The organism is Eilatimonas milleporae, assembly GCF_003688555.1.
GTDB lineage: Bacteria > Pseudomonadota > Alphaproteobacteria > Sphingomonadales > Kordiimonadaceae > Eilatimonas > Eilatimonas milleporae.
This window is the reverse complement of record NZ_REFR01000014.1, coordinates 151,970-176,006: the sequence shown is the minus strand read 5'-3', so window position 1 is coordinate 176,006 and position 24,037 is coordinate 151,970. Positions and strand designations below refer to the sequence as shown.

At 66.3% G+C, this 24,037-nt stretch carries 17 protein-coding genes; 8 read left to right on the top strand and 9 right to left on the bottom strand.

From position 1 onward, the window contains the following. Window positions 1-195: 195 nt before the first annotated feature. From ahcY to trxA, 8 genes are all read left to right on the top strand, one after another. A complete protein-coding gene (gene ahcY, locus BXY39_RS15470; RefSeq protein ID WP_121939789.1) occupies window positions 196-1,497 on the top strand; it encodes an adenosylhomocysteinase in 1,302 nt (433 codons plus the stop codon). Window positions 1,498-1,596: 99 nt separating this feature from the next. Further along, complete coding sequence (metK, locus tag BXY39_RS15465) at window positions 1,597-2,769, top strand: methionine adenosyltransferase (protein WP_121939938.1); 1,173 nt, start codon at window positions 1,597-1,599, stop codon at window positions 2,767-2,769. Window positions 2,770-3,081: 312 nt separating this feature from the next. Continuing rightward, window positions 3,082-5,538 (top strand): sensor histidine kinase, encoded by a 2,457-nt coding sequence (locus BXY39_RS15460; protein ID WP_121939788.1) that lies wholly within the window; start codon window positions 3,082-3,084, stop codon window positions 5,536-5,538. 59 nt (window positions 5,539-5,597) lie between these two features. Next, entirely contained in the window at window positions 5,598-6,119 is a 522-nt protein-coding gene (gene tsaE / locus BXY39_RS15455; RefSeq protein ID WP_211332287.1) for a tRNA (adenosine(37)-N6)-threonylcarbamoyltransferase complex ATPase subunit type 1 TsaE, read from the top strand. Next, window positions 6,116-6,919 (top strand): nucleotidyltransferase family protein, encoded by an 804-nt coding sequence (locus tag BXY39_RS15450; protein ID WP_121939786.1) that lies wholly within the window; start codon window positions 6,116-6,118, stop codon window positions 6,917-6,919. The genes tsaE and BXY39_RS15450 overlap by 4 nt, the downstream gene beginning before the upstream one ends. Continuing rightward, on the top strand, window positions 6,916-9,972 hold the full coding sequence (addB, locus tag BXY39_RS15445; protein ID WP_121939785.1) for a double-strand break repair protein AddB: 3,057 nt from the start codon (window positions 6,916-6,918) through the stop codon (window positions 9,970-9,972). The genes BXY39_RS15450 and addB overlap by 4 nt, the downstream gene beginning before the upstream one ends. After that, window positions 9,969-13,460: a UvrD-helicase domain-containing protein gene (locus tag BXY39_RS15440; RefSeq protein WP_211332286.1), complete on the top strand. Its 3,492-nt coding sequence runs from the start codon at window positions 9,969-9,971 to the stop codon at window positions 13,458-13,460. Before addB ends, BXY39_RS15440 begins: the two co-directional genes overlap by 4 nt. 307 nt (window positions 13,461-13,767) lie before the next feature. Continuing rightward, window positions 13,768-14,085: a thioredoxin gene (gene trxA, locus BXY39_RS15435; RefSeq protein ID WP_121939783.1), complete on the top strand. Its 318-nt coding sequence runs from the start codon at window positions 13,768-13,770 to the stop codon at window positions 14,083-14,085. A 193-nt stretch (window positions 14,086-14,278) separates the two neighbouring features. On the opposite strand, the gene BXY39_RS15430 is transcribed toward trxA, so the two are convergent. The 9 genes from BXY39_RS15430 to BXY39_RS19955 all read right to left on the bottom strand — a co-directional run bounded on the left by BXY39_RS15430 (window position 14,279) and on the right by BXY39_RS19955 (window position 24,015). Then, the gene (locus BXY39_RS15430; protein ID WP_170163879.1) at window positions 14,279-14,635 is read right to left on the bottom strand and encodes a cupin domain-containing protein; all 357 of its coding nucleotides are present in this window, start codon (window positions 14,633-14,635) and stop codon (window positions 14,279-14,281) included. A gap of 57 nt (window positions 14,636-14,692) precedes the next feature. Then, window positions 14,693-16,018, bottom strand: coding sequence for a bifunctional folylpolyglutamate synthase/dihydrofolate synthase (locus BXY39_RS15425; RefSeq protein WP_121939781.1), 1,326 nt, complete (start codon window positions 16,016-16,018; stop codon window positions 14,693-14,695). 86 nt (window positions 16,019-16,104) lie between these two features. Next, window positions 16,105-16,983 (bottom strand): acetyl-CoA carboxylase, carboxyltransferase subunit beta, encoded by an 879-nt coding sequence (gene accD / locus BXY39_RS15420; protein ID WP_121939780.1) that lies wholly within the window; start codon window positions 16,981-16,983, stop codon window positions 16,105-16,107. A 47-nt stretch (window positions 16,984-17,030) separates the two neighbouring features. Next, entirely contained in the window at window positions 17,031-17,852 is an 822-nt protein-coding gene (gene trpA / locus BXY39_RS15415; protein WP_121939779.1) for a tryptophan synthase subunit alpha, read from the bottom strand. Between the two features lie 97 nt (window positions 17,853-17,949). Then, window positions 17,950-19,176, bottom strand: a complete 1,227-nt coding sequence (gene trpB / locus BXY39_RS15410) for a tryptophan synthase subunit beta (RefSeq protein WP_121939778.1) — start codon at window positions 19,174-19,176, stop codon at window positions 17,950-17,952. A gap of 18 nt (window positions 19,177-19,194) precedes the next feature. Further along, window positions 19,195-19,860, bottom strand: coding sequence for a phosphoribosylanthranilate isomerase (locus BXY39_RS15405; protein WP_121939777.1), 666 nt, complete (start codon window positions 19,858-19,860; stop codon window positions 19,195-19,197). Window positions 19,861-20,032: 172 nt separating this feature from the next. Continuing rightward, window positions 20,033-20,926, bottom strand: a complete 894-nt coding sequence (locus BXY39_RS15400; RefSeq protein ID WP_121939776.1) for a crotonase/enoyl-CoA hydratase family protein — start codon at window positions 20,924-20,926, stop codon at window positions 20,033-20,035. Beyond that, entirely contained in the window at window positions 20,923-21,576 is a 654-nt protein-coding gene (locus tag BXY39_RS15395; RefSeq protein WP_121939775.1) for a B3/B4 domain-containing protein, read from the bottom strand. The genes BXY39_RS15400 and BXY39_RS15395 overlap by 4 nt, the downstream gene beginning before the upstream one ends. Before the next feature lie 222 nt (window positions 21,577-21,798). Continuing rightward, window positions 21,799-24,015 carry a 3-hydroxyacyl-CoA dehydrogenase NAD-binding domain-containing protein gene (locus BXY39_RS19955; protein ID WP_121939774.1) on the bottom strand — a complete coding sequence of 739 codons (2,217 nt, stop codon included), beginning with the start codon at window positions 24,013-24,015 and terminating at the stop codon, window positions 21,799-21,801. Window positions 24,016-24,037 lie beyond the last annotated feature (22 nt).

The following is a 24,037-nucleotide window of genomic DNA, read 5'->3' as shown; positions in this document are numbered from 1 at the left end:
CGCATAGGGCGGGCGGTTCGGGTCGGCGCCGCATATTGCCAAGGGCTATATAAAGATATCTTTATCTTTTGCCGGGGCGCTGTTATAACCCGCCGCAAGCGCATCCCCGGATCTTGTGCCGCGCCATGCGGTTCCGACGGTTCGGGGCCTTGACGCACTGACCCGTTCCTATCCAGTTGCCTGAAAGGTCTCGCCATGACGGATCACCCCGACACCGATTACAAAGTCGCCGATATCGCCCTTGCCGACTGGGGCCGCAAGGAAATCAACATCGCCGAAACCGAAATGCCCGGCCTGATGGCCCTGCGCGAGGAATATGGCGACAGCAAGCCGCTGGCGGGCGCCCGCATCGCCGGCTGCCTGCACATGACCATCCAGACGGCGGTTCTGATCGAGACCCTGACGCATCTTGGGGCCGAGGTCCGCTGGTCGAGCTGCAACATCTTTTCCACCCAGGACCACGCCGCCGCCGCCATCGCCGCGACCGGCGTGCCGGTCTTTGCCTGGAAGGGCGAGACGGAAGAGGAATATGAGTGGTGCGTGCACCGGACCATCAAGGGACCGGACGGCTGGACGCCCAACATGATCCTGGACGACGGCGGCGACCTGACGCTGATGATGCACAATGACTATCCCGACCTGATGAAGGATGTGCGCGGCGTTTCCGAGGAAACCACCACCGGTGTCCTGCGCCTGTATGAAATGGCGAAGGAGGGGCGCCTGGCGGTCCCGGCCATCAATGTCAACGACAGCGTGACGAAATCGAAATTCGACAATCTTTACGGCTGCCGGGAATCGCTGGTGGACGGCATCAAGCGGGCGACCGACGTGATGCTGGCCGGCAAGATCGCGGTTGTCGCCGGGTTCGGCGATGTGGGCAAGGGCTCGGCGGAATCGCTGCGCAGCCAGGGCGCCCGCGTCATGGTCACCGAGATCGACCCCATCTGCGCCCTTCAGGCGGCCATGGAAGGCTATGAGGTCACCACCATGGAGGAGGCCGCGCCGATCGCCGATGTGTTCGTGACGGCCACCGGCAACAAGGATGTGATCACCGTCGACCACATGCGCGAGATGAAGGACCGGGCCATCGTCTGCAACATCGGCCATTTCGACAGCGAGATCCAGATCGCCGGCCTGCAGAATTTCAAGTGGGAAGAGGTCAAGCCCCAGGTGGACGAGGTCGTCTTTCCCGACGACAAGCGCCTGATCGTGCTGGCCAAGGGGCGTCTGGTCAATCTCGGCTGTGCCACCGGCCACCCGAGCTTCGTCATGTCCGCCAGCTTCACCAACCAGGTTCTGGCGCAGATCGAGCTGTGGGTCCATCACAGCAAATACGACCGCGATGTCTATGTCCTGCCCAAGCATCTGGACGAAAAGGTGGCGGCGCTGCATCTGGGCAAGCTGGGCGCCAAGCTGACGACGCTGAGCGACGATCAGGCCAGCTATATCGGGATCAGCCCGGCCGGCCCGTTCAAGCCGGAACATTACCGCTACTGAGGCGGGACCCCGTCCCATACCGTGCCGGCCGGGCCCGACGCCACGGCCGCCGGCACGGTTCTCCGCACAACCGACCGTTCAGACCGCAGGGTAGATTTGATGAGCAGCTATCTCTTTACCAGTGAATCCGTTTCCGAAGGCCACCCGGACAAGGTGGCCGACCGCATTTCGGACGGGATTGTCGATCTTTATCTTGCGGCGGACCCGCATTCCCGTGTGGCCGCGGAAACCCTGGTGACCACGAACCGTATCATCATCGCCGGCGAGGTGCGCGGGCCCGCGAGCATCACCCCCGACGATATCGAGGCCGTCGCCCGCAAGGCGGTGCGCGATATCGGCTACGAGCAGGACGGTTTCCACTGGGAAAAGGCGGATTTCCAATGTTTCCTTCATGCCCAGTCGGCCGATATCGCCATGGGCGTGGATGCGGACAATGACGCCGGCAAGGACGAGGGCGCCGGCGACCAGGGGATCATGTTCGGCTATGCCTGCGACGAGACCGCAAGCCTGATGCCGGCGCCGATCGATTATTCGCACCGCATCCTGAAAACGCTGGCGGCCGCCCGCCATGACGGCACGTCCCCCGAGCTGGAGCCTGACAGCAAAAGCCAGGTGACGCTGAAATATGAAGACGGCCGGCCGGTGGGCGCCAGCAGCATCGTGGTGTCCACCCAGCACAAGGACGGGGTGTCCCAGGAGGATTTGCGCGAACTGGTGCGCGGGCATGTCCGCGACGTTCTGCCCGAGGGCTGGATGTGCCCGGAGGAGGAATTTTACGTCAACCCGACCGGCCAGTTCATCATCGGCGGTCCCGACGGGGACGCCGGCCTGACCGGACGCAAGATCATCGTCGACACCTATGGCGGCGCGGCCCCGCACGGCGGCGGTGCCTTTTCCGGCAAGGACCCGACCAAGGTGGACCGTTCGGCCGCCTACGCCGCGCGCTATCTGGCGAAGAATGTGGTGGCGGCGGGCATCGCGTCGAACTGCACCATCCAGCTGGCCTATGCCATCGGGGTGTCCAAACCCCTGGCCGTGTATGTGGACCTGTGGGGCAATCCGCAGGTGGACCCGCAGCGCCTGTCCGAGGTCTTGCGGGAACTGGTCGACCTGTCGCCGCGCGGTATCCGCGAGCATCTGGCCCTGAGCCGGCCCATTTACGCCCCGACGGCGGCATACGGCCATTTCGGGCGCACCCCGACGGATGAGGGCCATTTTTCCTGGGAACGGACGGACCTGGTGGATGTGCTGAAATCCACCTTCGGCGCCTGAGGCGGGCTTTTCCGCCTGCCGGACCGTGTGCGCCCCGGCGTGCATACGCACGACGGCGTCCGTATGCGCCCCGGCATCCGTATGCATCACGGCGTATTGGCCCGCATGCCATGCGGCATCGCAGCCGCCCCTTGAGATGACACGCATCTTGGGGCTAGGCTGGAGCGGGCATGTACTGTGGGCACGGTGCCGTTAGGGCCCCGAGGGACCGACCGGGATTTCCCGGTGGTGTCCCAACGATGTTTCCGGGGACCCCAGCGGGCGTTTCCTTGACGGAGTGCACCGGCGCCCGCATCGGTGGGAAGGGGCCGAATGGGCGATATGGTCACCCGTGATATCCTGCTTTTGACTGCGCTTGCAGGTGTGTTGCTTCTGTGGGCGGCCATCGCCTTTTTCCTGTGGCGGCGGGCCCGGACCCAGACGGCCCGGCTGGAACGGTTACAGCAAAGGGTCAAATTCAGCGAGACGCTGATCGCCATACAGCACCGGCGCCCCATCTGGGTGTGGCAGGACGGCCGCATCGAACTGCCGCGCGACACGCGCAATCTGATCGGACTGATCGACATGCCGGCACGGGTCCAGGACCTGTTCCCCGGCGGGGACGCGGGTCTGCCGCCGGCCATACAGGCCCCGCTTCTGGGCGGACATGTCGCCGTTCAGCCGGTGGCCGGAACGCCGGTGCGCCCCGCCCTGCTGATCGAATGCCAGAAACTGGCGTCCGGGTCCGTGAACGGCCACGCCGGCCCGGACGGCCCCGCGACCGATCCGGACTGGCCGGATGCCGTCTGGTGGGTCAGCGAGGTGGACAGCCGCGACGTGACCACGGGCGAGGGGCCCGCCATGGCGGATTACCGCCTGCGCGAGTTGCGCATGCGCTTTGACTTTTACCCCCATCCGGTGTGGGTGCGGGACCGCAACATGGCCCTTGTCGAGGTCAACCACGCCTATGCCGATGCCGTCGATGCGCGGGACCCGGCCGATGCGGCGCAGCAGGGCCGGGAACTGTTCGACCGCGCGCCCACCAAGGCGGCGGAAAAGGCGCTGGAGACCGGCAGCACCGTGCGCGAGCGCCAGTTCGCCGTTGCCGCCGGCCAGCGCCGCGCCTTCGCCGTGACCCATACGCCCATGGGGTCCAGCCGCGTCCTGGGAGTGGCCGTCGATGTCACCGGCGAGGAGGAGGCGCTGTCGGAACTGTCGCGGGTGCTGGAATCCCAGTCCGAGACCCTGAACCGCCTGCGCACGCCGGTGGCGATTTTCGGCCCCGGCAAGACCCTGCGTTTTTACAACAGCGCTTTCCAGCGCCTGAGCGGGCTGAGCGAGGAAACCCTGGACAGCGGCATCGCCCACGGCGAATTGCTGGATGCCATGCACGACCGGCGGCGCCTGCCCGAGCAGGCCGATTTTCCGGCGTGGAAACGGGCCAGTCTGGAACAGTATACGCGTCTGATCGAGCCGGAAGAGGAAATGTGGCATCTGCCCAACGGCAGCACCTACCGCGTGGTGACGCAGCCGCACCCCTTGGGCGGGCTTCTGGTGCTGTTCGAGGATGTGACCGACCGTCTGGCGCTGGAACGGTCCTATAACACGCTGATCGCGGTTCAGCAGGAAACCCTGGACAATATCAGCGAAGCCGTTGCCGTGTTCGGTGCCGACGGCCGCGTGCAACTGGCCAATCCCGCCTTTGCCACCCTGTGGCAGTGCCCCCCGGAAATCCTGAAAAGCACGCCGCATCTGAGCGACCTGCTGACCCATCTGGCCATCGACGACAAGGCCGAAGGCGATGAAAGACTGTTGCTGAACGATCTGCCGGCCTGGGTGTCCGGACGTCAGAGCCATGCCGGGCGCTGGCACCGCGCCGACGGCAAGGTGGTGGATTTCACCCTGGTGCCGTTGCCGGACGGGGCGATGATGCTGACGCAAATGGACGTGACCGACAGTTTCCGCATCGAGCAGGCCCTGCGGGAACGGTCCCGCGCGCTGGAGGCCGCCGACCGGCTGAAAAGCGAGTTTGTGACCAATATGTCCTATGGCCTGAGGACGCCGCTGAATTCCATCATCGGTTTCGCCGAAATCCTGAAGGAGCGTTTTTTCGGTGAGCTGAACGACCAGCAGGCCGCCTATGTGGATGACATTCTGGGGGCGGCCGGCGACCTGCGGGACATGATCAGCAATGTGCTGGACCTGGCCGTGATCGATGCCGGCGCCCTGGCGCTGGACATCGATACCGTCGATATCGCGGTGATCATGCGTGAGGCCGCCGAACTGGCCGAAGGCATGGCCAGCAAGTCCGGGATACAGATTGTCTGTCAGGTATCCGAGACGCCGTGCACCGTGCAGGGGGACCGGCGGCGGCTGAAGCAGATGCTGTACAATATGATTTCGACGATGATGTCGATCGGCCAGCGCGGCAGCGTCATCAATGTATCCTTCGCGAATGACGACAGCGGTGTCGGCCTGACGGTGGCGGCCGCCCGCAGCGATCTGACACCGGAAGACCGCGACCGCCTGCTGGCGACGCTGGAGGTTGGCGGCATACCCGAGGGCAGCCGGTCGACGGGGCTTGATCTGGCGCTGGTGCGCAGTATCGTGGCCCTGCACCGGGGCCGTGTCATGCTGAATGCCGTGGGCGAGGACACTTTCAGCCTGACGTCATGGGTGCCGCGGGACCCGGACCCCGAGCCTGACCCTGGTCCTGACTCTGGCCGGGGCCGGGGCGACACGCCCGCCGCCTTGCCGGCGAGCGTGACCGTGCCGCAAGACCCGGCATGACGGCCCTGCGTTTGTGAAAGTATGATGCGATGCATTCCCCCAATCCCGTGACATTCCCCGTGACGTCCATTGCCACGATCACAACGGCGGACCCTGCCGGGACCGCCATGGCGGCGCAGCGTCTGGCGCCGCGTCTGCGCGCCGGGGACTGCCTGTATCTGGACGGACCGCTCGGCAGCGGGAAAAGCCTGTTCGCCCGCGCGCTGATCCGCCGTCTGCTGGGCGATGAGGAGGCCGAGGTCCCCAGCCCGACCTTTACGCTTGTCCAGTTGTATGAACCGGATGGCGGGCCGTCGGTATGGCATGCGGACCTTTACCGGCTGAGCGCGCCGGAGGATGTCTATGACCTTGGGCTGGAGGAAGAGGCGGACGGGTCCATCCAGCTGATTGAATGGCCGGACAGATTGCCGGACGGATGGCGGCCGGATGCGCTGCATATCGCCTTGCGCATGGACGCAGGCGCGGGACCGGGCCTTGATTCCCATGTTGGCGCCGATGCCGGTCGCCGGGTTATCGATATCGGCGGCAGGGGCCCCTTTGCCGGGACATGGGCCCGGCGTCTGGAAGGCTGGACGCCATGACCGGTGTGGCGGATGCGCGGGGCGTCCCGTGCCTGCCGGGGACGACCGTGTCCCGGCGCGCGATGATCCTGGCCGCCGGCAAGGGCACCCGTATGGGCGCCCTGTCCGAAACCCGTCCCAAACCCCTGACGCCCGTTGCCGGCAGGACGCTGATCGACCGTGCGCTTGACAAAATGGCGGCCGCCGGTCTCGGCCCCGTTATCGTCAATCTGCATCATCTGGCCGGGCGGATGGAGGCGCATTTGCGGTCACGGATGGATGCGGGGCAGGTCATCGTGTCTGATGAGCGCGATGCCCTTCTGGATACGGGGGGCGGTGTGTGCAAGGCCCTGCCGATGATCGGGCAGCATCCTTTTTTCGTGATTTTGGGCGATTCCCTGTGGGAGGACGGGCCGGTGCCGGCATTGGACCGCATGGCCGGGGTCTTTCGCCCGGACCGCATGGACGGGCTGCTGCTGTTGCAGCCCCGCGACCGTGCCGTCGGGTTCGACGGGGCCGGAGATTTTTCCCTAAGCCCCGACCCCCTGTTCGCCGGGCAGGAGGTCGGGACCATTGCCCCGCGCGGCACCCGCGCCACCGCCGCCTATGCCTTTGCCGGCGTCCAGATCCTGTCGCCGCATTTGTATGACGGTGCGCCGGCGGGGCCGTTTTCCAACTGGTGGGCCTGGAACAGGGCGCTGGAGCGGGGGCGTCTGTACGGTCTTGTCCATGAGGGGGACTGGATGCATGTGGGCACACCGGAGGCCATTGCCGCCGCTGAGGCCCGTCTTGCCGTGCGTGCCGCCGGAGGGCGGCCATGACCGCCAGGGTGTCCGGCGGCGGCCGGCCCACGGTTTTTTCCATCGCGGCGCAGGATAATTTTGTCGACAGTCTGGCCGCCGGAATCGCCCGGCGTCTTGACGCGGCGCACCTTGCCGATGCCGTGGTTCTTCTGCCCAACCGGCGGGCCGTGCGGGCGTTGCGCGATGCCTTTCTGCGCCGGCGCGGCATGGCGCCCACGCTTTTGCCGGCCATGCGTCCGCTCGGCGATCTGGATGAGGAGGATCTGGCCTTTGCCCTGACGGGACACGGTCTTGACCCGACGGGCGACGGTTTGTCCCTGCGGCCTGCCATACCGCCCTATCGCCGACAGGCCATGCTGGCCCGGCTGGTGGCCGGCTGGCGGGCCCCCGGCGGTCTGATGGCGCCGGCGCAGTGCTGGCGGCTGGCCGGTGAACTGGCAACCCTGATGGATCAGGTGGATACCGCCGGCGTGTCCTATGACGCCCTGACGGAGATCGTGCCCGCCGATCTTGCCAGTCACTGGTCGGTGACGCTGGATTTCCTGAAAATCATCTCGCAGCACTGGCCGGCCATTCTGGACGATGAAAAAGCGCTGAACCCGGCGGAAAGGCGTGACCGTCTGATACGGGCCCTGGCCCATGCCTGGTCGGCGACGCCGCCGGACCGTCCGGTTTTTGCCGCCGGGTCCACCGGCACGGTCCCGGCCACCGCCGAACTGCTGTCCGTGGTGGCGCGGTTGCCGGACGGGGCCGTGGTCCTGCCCGGACTGGAAAGGGATATGGACGAGGACAGCTGGGCCGCCGCCAGTCCGACGCACCCCCAATATGCCATGAAGGACCTGCTGAAAAAGATGCGGGTCAGCCGCCATGAGGTTGAGATGTGGCAGGGCCCGGAACACAGAGGGGAGCAGGGGCAAGACCAGGGGACGGTACCGCCTGCCGTATCGACATGTTCGGCATTGCTGCGCGATGCGCTGCGCCCGGCCGAGACGACGGATGTCTGGCCCGCCCTTCCCTATAGCGGCCTGGCGCCGGGCGATCTGTTCGGCGGCCTGTCCATGATCACCGCGCCCGGCCGCCGGGAGGAAGCGGCGGCCATTGCCACGGTCATGCGGGAAGCCCTGGAAACCCCCGGCAGGACCGCCGCCCTGGTGACGCCGGACCGGCAGCTTGCCCGGTATACGCAGGCCGCGCTGGCGCGCTGGAATATCGTTGTCGATGACACGGCGGGCACCCCGGCCGCCAAATCCGTTCCCGGCCGGCTGCTGGGCCTGCTGGTGGCGGCGGCCGCCGACCGGTTCGCGCCGGTGCCGCTGCTGGCCCTCTTGAAGCATCCGATGGTGACGGCCGGTTTTGAGCGCGCGGCCATGCTGGAAACCGTGCGCAGGCTGGACCGATATGCGCTGCGCGGTCCACGGCCGCCGGCGGGCCTTGAGGGGATTATGATCCGTGCCCGCGCGGCCGCCGGGTCCGGCCTGTTGACGGATGGCGACATGACCCGTCTGGAGCGCGTCGCCGGGATTTTACAGCCCTTTGACCTGTCACGTCAGGCCGAACGGCCGGTGGATGGCCTGATGCAGGCCCATATCCGGGCCTGCGAAGCCCTGGCGGCATCCGGTGGCACGCCCGCGGATGGACCTGAAAGCCTGTCCGGGGCGGACCGTTTGTGGCGCGGCGACGCGGGCGAGGCGCTGGCCGATGCGCTCGGCGACCTGTTGGAGCAGGCCGGCATGCTGGGCAGTGCCAGCCTGGAAGCGTACCGTGCGCTGTTCGATGCGTTTCTGGACGATGTGACGGTGCGCCCCGTGTGGGGCCGTCATCCGCGTCTGGCCATTCTGGGACCGCTGGAGGCGCGCCTGCACCGGGCGGATGTCATGATCCTGGGCAGCCTGAACGAGGGCACGTGGCCGGCGGAGATCAAGCCCGACCCCTGGATGAGTGCGCCCATGCGCGCCGCCTTCGGCCTGCCGCCGCTGGAACGCCGTATCGGTCAGGCCGCCCACGATTTCCTTCAGGCGGCCAGCGGCCCGCGCACCATTTTGAGCCGTGCGGAAAAAGCCGATGGCAGTCCGACCGTGAAGAGCCGGTGGCTTTTCCGCATCGAGGCCCTGGCCGGCCGCACCATTCCGGATGCGGGCCGGTATCTGGACTGGTCCACGGCCGCCGACGGTGAGGCGCCGCGCCCGGCCCCGCCGCCCGCGCCGTGCCCGCCGCGCGCCGCCCGTCCGAAAACGCTTTCGGTGACGCAGGTGGAACGCTGGATGCGCAATCCTTACGGCCTGTATGCGCAGAAAATCCTTGGTCTGCGGCGTCTGGACCCGGTCGATGAACGCCCGACGGCGTCCCACCGGGGCACCCTGCTGCACGCCGCGCTGGAGCGGTTCCTCCTGTTGCCGGCGGCGGAGAGACAGGGGACCGGCGCGCTGGACCGTCTGCTGGCCATTGGCCGCGACATCTTCGAACCGGTGCTGAGCCAGCCGACGGTTTATGCCTTCTGGTGGCCGCGTTTTGAGCGTGTGGCGCACTGGTTTATCGGGCATGAGGCGGACCGCGCGCATCTTTTCGAGACGGTCGCGGTGGAGCGGAAAGCGTCCTGGCCCGTGCCGGGGACGGATTTCACCCTGACGGCCAAGGCCGACCGCATCGACCGTCTGCGCGGTGACGGTGCCCTGTCCATCATCGATTACAAGACCGGAACGCCACCAAGCGGCAAACGGGTGGCGGCCGGCTATGCACCGCAATTGCCGCTGGAGGGGGTGCTGGCCGTCAAGGGGGCCTTCGAGGGGCTGGCCCCGGCGCCCGTGGACAGCCTGGTGTATTGGCATTTGCGGGGCGGGGACCCGGTGGCGCAGCCGACAAGTCCGGTCCGGGATGTGGCCGAGGCCCTTGAGGCGGCCGAGGACGGCCTGCGGGCGCTGATCGCCGCGTTTGACGATGACGATGTGCCCTACCTGTCCCACCCGCGCCCGGCGGTGGCGGGCCATGATGATTACGACCATCTGGCACGGGTGCGGGAATGGCAGGCGGGACAGGATCCCTTTGCCGACGACACGGGCGGAGAAATCCCTTGAGCCGTCACATGACCGAGCATCAGGCCCGTGCCACCGAACCGTCCCTGACCGCATGGGTCGGTGCGTCCGCCGGCACCGGCAAGACACATGTTCTGACGGCCCGCGTGCTGCGTCTGATGCTGACGGGCACCCCGCCTGAAAAGCTGTTATGCCTGACCTTCACCAAGGCGGCCGCCGCCGAGATGAAGGCCCGTATTTTCCGGGAACTGGGCGGTTGGGCGGTGATGACGGATGACGCGCTGATCGCGGCCATCGGACAGCGCACCGGAGAATATGCCGACGATTCCATGCTGGCGCGGGCACGGCAGCTTTTCGCCCATGTCCTGGACCTGACAGCCGGCCTGCAAATTCAGACCTTTCACAGTTTTTGCCAGTCGCTTCTCGGGCGCTTTCCGCTGGAAGCCGACCTGTCACCGGGCTTTGAAGGCATGGAGGAAAGTGCGGCCGCCGAGGTCATGGCCGAAGCCCGTGACGGGACACTGGCCAAAACCCGCCTGTCCGGCGGGGAGAGGCTGAAAACGGCCCTCGATACCGTTGCCGGGCTGGTGACGGAAAACACGTTTGACGAGGTGATCGGCCGCCTGTCGTTTGAGATGCCGCGCCTTGGTGCCGTCCATAGCCATTTCAACGGGGATATGGAGGCCATCCGCCGCGCCCTGTACCGGGCCCTGGGCCTGGAGCCGGACGAGACACCGGACAGCGTGCGGGCCGGGGCCTGTGCGGCCGGGGTTTTTGACGATGCCGGTCTTGCCGGCCTTGCCGGTGCCCTGGCGTCGGGTTCGCCCGCCGACCGGAAACGGGGGCAGGCGGTTGCCGCGTTTCTGGAGGATCATGGCCGCGCGGCCGCCTTCCGGGCCTTTGAGCAGGTGTTTCTGACCGCCGACGGCGGTCCCCGCAAACGGGTGGCGACCAAGGCCGTGCTGACGGGCGCGCCGGCGCTGGACGATGTCATAACCGCGACACAGGAGCGCCTGGCGTCCCTGCGGGAGCGCGCGGCCAAGGCACGGGCGGCGGCGGCGACGGCCGCCCTTCTGCATCTGGGCTTCGCGCAACTGGCGGAGTACCGGCGGGTGAAGGAGGCGCGCGGCCTGATCGATTTCGATGACATGATCAGCCACACGCTGGGCCTGCTGGACCGGCCCGGCATCGCGCCGTGGATCCTGTTCAAGCTGGATCACGGTCTCGATCATATTCTGGTGGACGAGGCACAGGATACCAACAGGGCGCAGTGGCAGGTGGTCGAAGCGCTGGCGGCGGAGTTTTATGCCGGTGAAGGGGCACGGGACATGGCCCGGACGGTTTTTGCCGTCGGCGACGCGAAGCAGTCGATCTTTTCCTTTCAGCGGGCGGACCCACGGGAGTTTCTGGCGGCCCGCGACCGGGTTTTCGCGCGGGCGCGCGCGGCCGACATGGTGGCCGACGATGTGCCGCTGAGCCTGTCGTTCCGGTCGTCCGGGGCGGTGATGGGGCTGGTGGACGCGGTTTTCGCCGACGGGGCCCCGGCCGCGGACGGCGTGGCCCTGGACGGTGTGCCCGTCCGCCATGATTTTCACCGGTCCGGCGATGGCGGTCTGGTCGAGTTGTGGCCGCTGGAAGAAGCCGCCGCCCCGGCGGAGGCGGATGGCTGGCGGCCACCGACCGTGCAGGAAACGGCCGCCGACGCGCAGGAGCGCGCGGCGTGGCGGCTGGCGCGCCGTATCCGTGCGATGGTGCGCGGCGGCGATATGCTGGTATCGAAAGGCCGCGCCATACAGCCGGGGGATATTCTGGTTCTGGTGCGGCGGCGTACCGCGTTTGTCGATCATCTGGTCAAGGCGTTCAAAAGCCTGAACCTGCCGGTGGCGGGACGGGACCGGATGATGCTGAGGGATGAACTGGCGGTGATGGACACCCTGGCGGCGCTGCGGTTCGTCCTTCAGCCCGGTGACGATCTGAGTTTGGCGGCCCTGTTGAAAAGCCCCTTCATCGGGCTGGATGAAGACGCGCTGTTCAGCCTTGCCCATCGCCGTGGGGGATCGCTGTGGGACGCGCTTTGCGCCAGGGCGGCGGCGTGCGGGACGGCCGGGGTGGATGACGGGATGACCGGGGCGGATGGCGGGGTGGATAACGGGGCGGATGACGGGCCGGCCCTTGGCACGGCGCGGCGGATGCTGGGCGACCTGCTGTCGGCGGCCGACCGCATGACACCCTTTGAATTTCTGTCCCATGTGCTGGTGGTGCATCATGGCCGCGACAGGCTGGCCCGCCGTCTGGGCAGCGACGTTCACGATCCGCTGGATGAGCTGTTGGCCGCCGCGCTTGATTTCGAGCGGGTCCATGCCCCGTCCCTTGAGGGGTTTCTGGCCCATATGGACCGCAGTGAAAGCCAGATCAAACGGGACCTCGAGGCCGGCGGCGGGGCGATCCGGATCATGACGGTCCACAGTGCCAAGGGGTTGCAGGCGCCGGTCGTGTTTCTGGGCGACTGCGCCAGCGTGCCCGACGGTGTGCGCGACAGCCGCCTGGTGCCGCTGGAACTGGGAGAGGGGGCGCCCGATCTGCTGTTGTGGACGTCGCCGGCGAAGGATCTGCCGCTTGTCAAAGATAAAAAGGCCATGATCGGCGCCCGCCTGATCGCCGAGTACCGGCGATTGCTGTATGTGGCGCTGACACGGGCCGAGGACCGGCTGTACGCCCTTGGCTGGCGGGGCCGCGAGCCGTTGTCGGACAAAAGCTGGTATCACGCGCTGGAGGCGGGGTTCGCGCGGCTGGAGGGGGAAACCGTGACCGGGCCCGACGGGCTACGGGTCAGGCGGTTCAGCGTTGCCCAACGGCGCCGGGTCACGCCGCCGGGGCCCGAGGCCCCTTTGGCCGCGACCGCTGCCCGGCCCCTTTGGTATGACGCCCCGCCGCCGGCGGAACCGACGCCGCCGCGCCCCCTGGCCCCGTCCCGCCCGGATGACGAGGAACCGGCGGTGTTGAGCCCGCTGTCACGCGGCGGGAAACCGTTTCGCCGTGGCCGGCTGGTGCACAGCATGCTGGAATTCCTGCCCGACCTGCCGGCGGCACAACGGGCGGAGGCGGCGCGGCGGTATCTGGCCCTGCCGGCCCACAAGTTGAGCGGGGACGAACAGGCGGCGCTGGCGGCCGAGGTGCTGGCCATTCTGGCGCATCCGGAGTTCGCCGGTCTGTTCGGTCCCGGCAGCCGGGCGGAAGCGCCCATCGCCGGGGTGATCGGTAACCGGGTGATTTCCGGGCAGGTGGACCGTCTGGTGATCGGTGAAGACACGGTTCTGATCGTCGATTACAAGACCAACCGCCCGCCGCCGCGCAGTGCCGCCGATGTGGGGGCCGTCTATATCAAACAGATGGCATTGTATGCGGCCGCACTGCGCACGATTTATCCGGGGCGCCGTGTCCGGGCGGCCCTGCTGTGGACGGAAACGCCGGTGCTGATGCCCCTGCCCGAAGACCGGCTGTCCGCCGCGCTTGACGCCATGGGTCTGTGATGACCTGGGGATGACCTGAGGGATGCCTGGGGGATGGGCAGGAACCGAGGTCTGACGCGATCCGGGACCGGTGCGATCAGGGCGTCCACGGGTCTTTTGAAATCTTTTCCGTCCATCACAGTGATCGAAAATGCTGCAATGCATCACCGCCTCGTGATAAGGCTGTCACCTTGACCATGCGCGGACCGATGCCTAGGTTAGTTGCCAAAGCAAACAGTGGTCCGCACATTTGTAAATCATACACCGTGTTCAAGGGGCTTTCCGGGTTCAGGCACGGTCTCCGCGCGGACTGGATTGGAGAAGAAATATGGCAACGATCACCGTAACCGATGCGACCTTCGAGCAGGATGTCTTGCAGGCGGACAAGCCGGTTTTGTTGGATTTCTGGGCGGAATGGTGCGGCCCGTGCAAAATGATCGGCCCCGTTCTTGAAGAAATTTCCGGCGAGCGTGACGATATCGTCATCGCCAAGATGGATGTGGACAGCAATCAGGTCACACCGACCAAGTTCGGCGTCCGGTCCATCCCGACCCTGTTGATTTTCAAGGGCGGCGAGGCCGTGGCCACCACGCTTGGCGCCAAGCCGAAAGCACAGATGGTACAGTGGATTGACAGCAGCATTTAAGCTGTCCAGCGTCACCCGCTGAAGCGTTCAGCGCGGCCTTTCACCGAAGGCCGCGCTTTTTATTGGGACGATACCCACTGGCAAGACCGTGCGGTGTGGACCGGCTGCCCGGAAAATCCGGGCATTAATCGGGGCCGGCGAGGCGGATGGCCCATGATGCCGGCCTTCACCGCATGGGCGTTAAGGCCGGTGCCTATGACCCGATGGTGGCCGCTTCATACCCGCGCCGGGGGGTGTTGTAGAAGATGGTCAGCTGTGCGCCCTCGGGGCCGGCGATGATCTCATGGGGGCTTGCCACGGGGATGAGGTAGGTGTCGCCCTTTGCGAGCGGCACGGTTTCATCCGTTAAACGCAGGGTCAGGTCGCCTTTTTCCACCAGAAGGAATTCCGTGGCATTGGGGTGCCGGTGCGGGCCGGCCGTCCGGCCGGCCAGGACGGTCATGCGCGCGGTGGAAAACCCGGCTGATTCGGCGGCGGCGTCATCCATCAGCCAGGCCATCTGGCCCCAGGGAAAATCCTCGACCCGTGATACGGTGGTGTCTTGTTCCACGATCCGCCCCTTTCGGTATTTCGCCCGGTGTGCCGGAGCACACGCGGGTTTCATCATTCATTCGGGCAGAAGACCGGCGTCTTCCAGAACCCGCCCCGCCAGATAGAGCGATCCGATGATCAGCACAACCGGGCGTGTATCCGGTTTAGCCTCAGAGCGAATAATTTCAAGAGCGGAAATGACATCCCTTGCCATGCTGCCCTGAAGGCCGGCATCGGAAATGGCGGCCGCGACATCGCCGGGCGGGCAGCTTTTTTCCTGTCCCGGTATGGGCACGGCGATGGCCCGCGCGGCCTGCGGTATCAACGGCCCGAGGAAACCGGCGAGATCCTTGCCCTGCATCATGCCGACGATCAGGGTCACCGGTTCCTCCACCGGGTCGAAGCCCTGAAGGAAGGCCCGAATGACCGTGGCCGCCGCCGGATTGTGCCCGCCGTCCAGCCAAAGCCGCGCCTGTTCCGGCAAATGCCGGTTCAGGGGGGTGTTTTCGATGGGTTGCAGGCGGGCGGGCCAGCGCACCCAGCCCAGCCCGGCGCGGATCGCGGCCTCGGACACCGGTACGGCGGACTGGGCGCGGAGCGTCGCCACCGCCATGCCCGCATTGGCGATCTGGTGCAGTCCCTGGACGGTCGGGGCCGGCAGGCTCAAATGTCCGTCGCGGTCGTCAAAGCGGAAACCGTCGCCCTCGACAGGGGCGCAGTGCCAGTCCTCGCCGTAGACATGCAGGGGGGCGCCGACTTCGCGTGCCGTGGCGGCGATGGTGGCGCGGGCGGCTTCCAGTTGCGGGCCGATGACGGCGGGGACGCCCTTTTTCAGGATGCCGGCCTTTTCGGCGGCGATGGCCTCGATGGTGGTGCCCAGATAGTCCTGATGATCGAAGCTGACGGGGGTGATGCAGCAGGCGGCCGGCCGGTCCACCACATTGGTGGCATCCAGACGCCCGCCCAGGCCGACCTCCAATATGGTCAGGTCCGCCGGTACGCGGGCAAAGGCGAGCATGGCGACCGCCGTCGTCACCTCGAAAAACGTGATTTCGGCGCCGTTGTTGACGGTTTCCACCTCATCGATCAGGTCGTTCAGGTGGGCATCGTCGATGAGGGTGCCGGACAGGCGGATGCGTTCATTGAACCGCACGAGGTGGGGCGAGGTATAGACGTGGACCCGGTGGCCGGCGGCCTCGGCAATGGCGCGCAGCGTGGCGACGGTCGAGCCCTTGCCATTGGTGCCGGCCACGTGGAGGACCGGCGCCAGACGCCGTTCGGGGTTGTCGAGCCTGTCGAGCAGACGGCGCAGCCTGTCCAGGGACAGGTCGATGACCCTGGGGTGAAGGCGTTTCAGCCGTTCAAGCGGGGCTGTCGGCCGTGGTGGGACCGTTGGGGGCATACACCTCTCTGATATGTTTCTGGCGCGTCTCTGGCGTGTCTCTGGTGCGTTTCTGGCAGCACTGCCGCACCGTGCGCGGCGTGCCTTTATTCGGCGGCCTGGGGACTGTGACGGTGGCGCCCGTTCGTCAGCATGGCAAGGATGGTGCCCAGTTCGCGCGCCATGTCGTGCCGGTGCACAACCCTGTCGACCATGCCGTGTTCGTGCAGATATTCCGCCCGCTGAAACCCGTCGGGCAGCTTTTCCCGGATGGTCTGTTCGATCACGCGGGGACCGGAAAAGGCGATCATCGCGCCCGGTTCGGCGATCTGAATGTCCCCCAGCATGGCGTAGGAGGCGGACACACCGCCCGAGGTCGGATCGGTCAGGACGACAATGTAGGGCAGGCCGGCTTCGCGCAGCATCTGGACCGCCACGGTGGTGCGCGGCATCTGCATCAGCGACAGGATGCCCTCCTGCATGCGGGCGCCGCCCGAGGCCGACAGCATCACGAAGGGCGCCCGGATTTTCAGGGCATGCCGGGCCGCCGTGATGATGCCCTCGCCGACGGCCATGCCCATGGATCCGCCCATGAAGAAGAAATTCTGAAGGGCGACGACGGTCTCGACACCGCCGATGCGGCCGACGGCCACCTTGATCGCGTCCTGATCCTCGGTTTTCTGGCGGGCCGTTTTCAGGCGTTCGGTGTAGCGCTTGCTGTCGCGGAATTTCAGCGGGTCCTGACGGACCTGCGGCAGGTCCAGCAGCTCATAAGTCTTGTTGTCGAACAGGCTGTCGAAACGGTCTTTCGGCGGCATACGGTCGTGATGATCGCAGTGGGCGCAGACATAGCCGGCGGCGACAAATTCCTTCAGGAAGATCATCTGGCCGCAATTTTTGCACTTGTGCCACAGATTGTCGGGCGTTTCCCGTGCATTCAGAACCTTGCGCAGCTTCGGTTTTACATAATTGGTCAGCCAGCTCATGGGCGGGTGGCTCCTTAACTTTTGGCCGTCGGCGGAGAGGAAAGCCCTTACCGGGCCGTTCTTACACCATCGGCAAGCGTTCTGACAAATGCCAGGACTTTATCGCCCAGCCCGTCCGGGGCGTTGCCGTCCGCGTCCAAAGCGTCCTCGATCACCGAGACGATGGCCGAGCCGACGACCGCCGCGTCGGCGTGCCGGGCGATGTCGGCCGCCTGCTGCGGTGTCCTGATGCCGAAACCGACGGCAACCGGCAGATCGGTCCGGCGGCGAATGCGGCCGAGCGCGGCCGCGATATCGTCCGCTGCCGCCGATTTCTGACCGGTCACACCGGCGACCGCCACATAATAGACGAACCCGCTGGCGCCATCGAGGATGGTGGTCAGGCGGTCGTCATCGGATGTGGGGGTGGCCAGCCGCACCGTGGCCAGCCCGGCGCGGGCCGCCGGCACGCGCAATTCGGCGTCTTCCTCCGGCGGCAGGTCGACAATGATCAGCCCGTCCACGCCGGCCTCCGCCGCGTCCACGACGAAGGCGTCGATACCGTATGCGAATATCGGATTGAAATAGCCCATCAGCACGATCGGCGTGTGGCTGTCGCCGGTGCGAAAGGCCCGCACCATGTCCAGCGTGCCCTTCAGGCAGGCGCCGGCCTTGAGCGCCCTTTGCCCGGCGCGGTCAATGGCCGGGCCGTCGGCGGACGGATCGGTGAAGGGCATGCCCAGTTCGATAATGTCGGCGCCGGCGCCGGGCAGGCCGTTCAGGATGCCGAGGGACAGGGCGGGGTCGGGGTCGCCCGCCGTGATGAAGGGGATGAAGGCGGCGCGGCCTTCCCGTTGCAAAGCGCTGAAGCACGCGGTCAATCGTGACATGGTTTCTGCCTGTTTTCGGATATGCCGGGGGACTGCGAGGTCACTGGGTGGCACTGGGGGGTCACTGCGGGGTCACTGGGTCTATCACTGGGGGGGGTCAAAGGTCGGCGCCGAGGGCGTCGGCCACCGTGAAGATATCCTTGTCGCCGCGCCCCGACATGTTGAGCACCATAAGATGATCGCCGGGCAGGCCGGGCGCGCGCTTGAGAACCTCGGCCAGGCCGTGGCTGGATTCCAGGGCGGGGATGATGCCTTCCAGTTCGCAGCATTGCCGGAAGGCGTCCAGCGCCTCGCTGTCGGTGGCGGACACATACTCGACCCGGCCCTTTTCATGCAGCCAGACATGTTCGGGCCCGATGCCGGGATAGTCGAGACCGGCGGAGATGGAGTGGGCCTCTTCGATCTGTCCGTCGTCGTCCTGCAGCAGATAGGTGCGGTTACCGTGCAGAACGCCCGGTTTGCCGCCGGTGATGGAGGCGGCATGTTCATGGGTGTTCAGACCGTGTCCGGCGGCCTCGACCGCGATGCAGGCCACATCCGGTTCATCGAGAAAGGGATGAAACAGGCCGAGCGCATTGCAGCCGCCGCCGACACAGGCGACAAGGCTGTCCGGCAGGCGGCCTTCCAGCTGCATCATCTGGTCGCGCGTTTCGCGCCCGATGATCGACTGGAAATCGCGGACCATCATCGGATAGGGGTGCGGTCCGGCGGCGGTGCCGATGATGTAGAAGGTGTCGTGCACATTGGTGACCCAGTCCCGCAGCGCTTCGTTCATCGCATCCTTCAGGGTCGACGACCCGGACGTGACGGGGCGGACCTCGGCGCCCAGCAGACGCATGCGGAAGACATTGGGCTTCTGCCGTTCCATGTCGACCGCGCCCATGAACACCGTGCATTTCAGACCGAAGCGGGCGGCCACCGTGGCGGTGGCGACCCCGTGCTGGCCGGCGCCGGTTTCGGCGATGATGCGTGTTTTGCCCATGCGCCGTGCCAGCAGGATCTGCCCGATGGCATGGTTGATCTTGTGCGCGCCGGTGTGGTTGAGGTCTTCGCGTTTGAAATAGACCTTCGCGCCGCCGAGGGCCTCGCTGAGCCGTTCGGCGTGGTACAGCGGATTGGGCCGGCCGACATAGACCCGGTTCAGCCTGTCCAGTTCCTCGACGAAGGCGGGGTCGGCGATCGCCTCGCGGTAGGCCTTTTCCACATCCAGAACCAGCGGCATCAGCGTTTCAGAAACGTAGCGGCCGCCATAGGGGCCGAAATGGCCGCGTGGGTCGGGGCCGCTGCGCAAACTGTTCGGGGAGGCGGTGTGACGCTCTGACATGGTGTCTCTTTCTCTTTTTCAGGCGCCTTGTTTAGCCGCTTTGGCGGCCATGAGAAAGGCACGAATTTTTGACGCGCTTTTGACGCCCGGCGCCGTCTCGACACCGGAAGACACATCAAGCGCGTTTGCACCGCTGTCCGCAAGGGCCTGCGACACCGTGGCCGCCGTCAGCCCGCCGGCGAGCAGCCACGGCAGGGCACTGTCATGGCCGCGCATCAGCCCCCACGGAAAAGAGACGGCGTTGCCGCCCGGCAGCACGCTGTCTTTCGGCGGTTTCGCGTCGAACAGGATCATGTCGGCGGCCCCGACATACGCGGCGGCGGCCGCGATGTCGGCGGGCCCGCCGACCGAAATCGCCTTCATGACCTTCAGGCCCAGGCGGTCCCTGAGGGCCGCGATGTCGTCCGGGGTCTCGGCCCCGTGCAACTGGACCCAGTCCAGCGACAGGATGTCCGCGAACGCCGCCATGGTCCCGGTATCGGCCCCGGCGAACACGCCGACCCGCTCCGGCCCCTTGGGCGGAAGGTCGGGGGCCAGGGCCCGTGCCGCCGCAAGGTCGAGATGGCGCGGGGACGGCGCGAAATGCACGAAGCCGAGCCAGCGGGCGCCGGCCCCGGCCGCGACATGGGCGGTTTCGGCCTCGCTGAGGCCGCAGATTTTCACGGATACCCCGGATGCGGTCATGGGTCGTCCTGTCGTTCGCGGGACGGGCGGGTTGCCCGGATCGGCCTCTCTACAGGCCCATAAGACACCCTCGGTGACTGACTAATCAGTCAAGGGCCGTCGAAGGGGCGCCGGACCCGCCGGCAGACCCGTCAACAGATCCATCAAGGCAGGCCCGGCGGTGAGACCGCTGTCAGTCGGCGTCCGGCAGACGGTCGGCGAAATCGACCGATGTCTTGGTCATGGTGGCGGTGGCCGCTTTCATCAGGTCCTCGCCCATCAGCATGGCGCTGTTCCAGACGGCCACATAGTCCAGCCCGTCGCGCACGGAATGATCCCGCTGATAGTTGAGGACATTCTTGATGCCGGCGATGGCAAGCGGCGTCTTGGCGGCGATATCGGCGGCGATGTCGCGCGCATGGGCGACAACCGCGTCACGGGTTTCATGGACATGGTTGACGAAGCCGCGCGCGGCGGCCTCGCCGGCCGGAAACTTGCGGCCCGTATAGGCCAGTTCCTTGACGATGCCGTCCGGCAGCAGGCGGAGGATGCGCGGAAAGGTGCCGATGTCGGCGACAATGCCGATGTCGATTTCCTTGATCGAGAAAAAGGCATCCGTTGTCGCCAGGCGGATATCGCAGGCCGAGACAAGGTCCACCCCGCCGCCGATGCAGGCGCCGTGAACGGCGGCGATCACGGGCACCGGGCATTCCTCGACCGCCGAGATCGACGCCTGAAGGTATTTGACATGGCGCAGGAAGCGTTCGCGCACGCGGCCCGCATCGCCGTCCCGATCGCCGATGACATTGGAGGTGTCCTTCAGGTCGAGACCGGCGGTGAAATGCCGGCCTTCGCCGACCAGCACGATGGCGCGCACGGAGGTGTCGGCGCCGAGGGCGCGGAAGGCGGCGGGCAGTTCGGCGAAAAAGGCCCGGTTCATGGCGTTAAGCGCATCGGGGCGGTTGAGCCGGACGGTGGCCACCGGGCCATCGCGGTCAATGACGAGCGTGGTGTAGGCGGCGCCGGCGCCGTGTTGCGGGCCCGTTTCCGTGTGGGGTTTTGGGGCGGCTGTTTGGGTGGCGGTCACTGTGTCTCTCCCTGTTCGGTCACGCAGAAGCGGCTGATCAGACTGTCGGCGAACTCGGCCGCCGCCTCAACCGTTTCTTCCGTGACATTGAGGCCGTATAGCACGAAGGCGAGGTTTTCGGTGGTGTCTGTCACGGCCGTCCGGCCGCTGTCCGAGAAGGGGCTGCCGAACGGGCCGTCGGCATCCGACAGCACGAGCAGCCCGCCCAGATTGACGGCACCGCGCCCGATACCGTCATAGGTCTCATTCTCGCCGGCGATGCGGCAGCGCACATCGCCGTTGATCCAGCGCGCGTCATAGGCGCCCACCGGCAGGCCGGTCATCAGCGAGATGATGTTGCCGGTGTCGACCACGGTGTTGACCGGGCCGATGCCCTTGCCCGTAAGCGCACGGCGGGTCAGCGCCTCGGACGACGGGCGGTAGCGGCTGGGGTCCTTGCCGAAGGTCTTGAAGGCATGGCGGGTCGCGGCGATCACCGGGTCGGTGGAGGCCGGTTCGCCCATCAGCTCTTCCTGCCGCTGGCGGATGGCTTCGTCCATCGTGTTGACGAGCAGACCCGGCGACGGGGCCACCGTCACATCATAGGTCAGCACGGCAAGATGCAGGGGGATGCCGCGCGCCGACAGGCCGGGGTCGATGGTGATGTTCATACGGTGTCCTTCAGCCGGGGCCTATACCGAACCCGAACCTGCTGCGATCCGGGCGGGGTTCGTCCATGTCAATGACCGTCTGATGACTTCATATCGGGCGAAGCGGTATCCGGCAAAGTGAATACGTCAGCGCACGGGCGCGGATTAGACAAAGGGCGTCCGCGCATGGCACGGACGCCCCCGGTCTTTCAGCGCGCGGTCTTGTCAACCGCGACGGCCGGTTCAGGCGGCTTTGGCCATGCGGCCCCGGGTTTCACCCGTCTTGTAGAAGCTGTCGCCGCTGGCGGCCATGTCGCGCAGCAGTTTCGGCGGTGTGAAGCGTTCGCCGTACTGCTGGGCCAGACGGTCGGCTTCCATGACGAATTCGGCGACGCCGATGGTGTCGATGAAGCTGAACGGTCCGCCCGTCCACGGTGCGAAGCCCCAGCCGAAGATGGCGCCGATGTCGCCGGAGGAGGCATCGATCAGCACGCCTTCCTCGAAGCAGCGCGCGGCCTCGACCGCCTGGCGCACCATGAGGCGGGATTTCACCTCGTCCAGGGTGGGCTGGTCGTCGCTGAGCGGGAAGTGATCGCCGAGGCCCGGCCACAGATGTTTCGGGCTGCCGTCTTCGGGATAGACATAGTTGCCCTTGCCGTTCTTACGGCCGAACCGTTCCAGTTCGGTGACCATCTTCTCGACGAAATCATCGGCCGGCGAGGGCGTATACTTGTCGCCCAGTGCCTTTTTGGTGGCCTGCATCACCTTGTAGGACAGGTCGAGGGCCACTTCGTCGCCGACGGCCAGCGGGCCGACCGGCATGCCGGACATCTTGCCGGCATTCTCGATCAGGGCGGGGTTCACGCCTTCCTTCACCATGGCGTAGCCTTCCTGCACATAGGTGCCGAAACAGCGGCTGGTGTAGAAGCCCCGGCTGTCGTTGACGACGATCGGCGTCTTCTTGATCTGCGAGACGTAATCGAGCGCCAGCGCCAGCGTTTCATCATCGGTCTTTTCACCCATGATGATTTCGACCAGCGGCATCTTGTCGACGGGCGAGAAGAAGTGAATGCCGATGAACTGGTGCGGGCGGGTGAAGTTTTTCGCCAGCCCCGTGATCGGCAGGGTGGAGGTGTTGGAGGCGAAGACCACATCCTTGCCGATGGCGGCTTCGGTCTTTTCCGTCACGTCCTTCTTGATGCCTTCGTCCTCGAAAACGGCCTCGATGATCAGGTCGCAGTCGGTGAGATCGCCGTAATCCGCCGTGGTGTGGATGCGGGACAGCAGCGCGTCGCCCTTTTCCTGGGTGATCTTGCCGCGCGAGACGCCCTTTTCCACCAGTTTGCGGGAATAGTCCTTGCCTTTTTCGGCCGCTGCCGCGTCACGGTCGAGGAGCACCACGTCCATGCCGACCTTGGCCGAGACATAGGCCACGCCGGCGCCCATCATGCCGGCGCCCAGCATGCCGAGACGCTTGACGGTTTTCTTTTCGAAACCGGCGGGACGGAGAGAGCCTTTTTCCACCGCCTGCTTGTTGATGAAGAGGGAGCGGATCATGTTTTTCGCCACCGGGCCGGACAGAAGCTTCATGAAATATTTGCTTTCGATCCGGATGGCGGTGTCGAAGTCGACGATGCCGCCTTCATAAAGGCAGGACAGGATGGCCTGAATGGCGGGATAATTGTGCTGCGTCTGCTTCTGCGCCATGGCGTTGGCACCGATGAAGGTCTGCACCGCGCCGGGGTGCATGGCACCGGCGCCGCCGGGATATTTGAAGCCCTTCTTGTCCCACGGGGCGATGGCGGACGCGGTGTTCTTCACCCATTCCCGCGCGGTTTCGACAACCTTGTCGGCGGGCACGACCGCCTGGACGATGCCAAGGCCGAGCGCCTGCTGGGGATTGAAGGGCTTGCCGGTGGTGATGGCCTGGGCGGCGGCCTGAATGCCGATCAGGCGCGGCAGACGCTGGGTGCCGCCGGCACCCGGCAGAAGGCCGACCTGGCTTTCCGGCAGGCCGAGCTGAAGTTTGGGATGGTCGGCGACCACGCGGTGATGGCAGGCCAGAACCAGCTCCAGCCCGCCGCCGAGGGCAAGGCCGTTGACGGCGGCGGCGAAAGGCTTGGTGCCGCCCTTGCCCAGTTCCTTGACGGATTTGCCGCCGGTTTCCAGCTTGCGCAGGATTTTGTTGAGGCGGAAGGTGCTTTCGAACTGGGCCTCGAGGCTCATATCGGCGGCGTCTTCACCGCCCAGCATGTTCAGGTCCGCCCCGGCGAGGAAGGCCGGCTTGGCCGAGGTGATCACGGCGCCCTTGACGGCGTTGTCGGCGAGCACCTTGTCGATCACGGTGTCCAGATCGTCGATGAGCTGCGCGTTGAACACATTCATCGACTGGCCGGGCAGGTCGATGGTCAGAAGCGCGATGCCGTCGCCGTCCACCTCGTAGCGAATGCTTTCGGTCATTGTCTTGTCTCTCCCGTTTGGG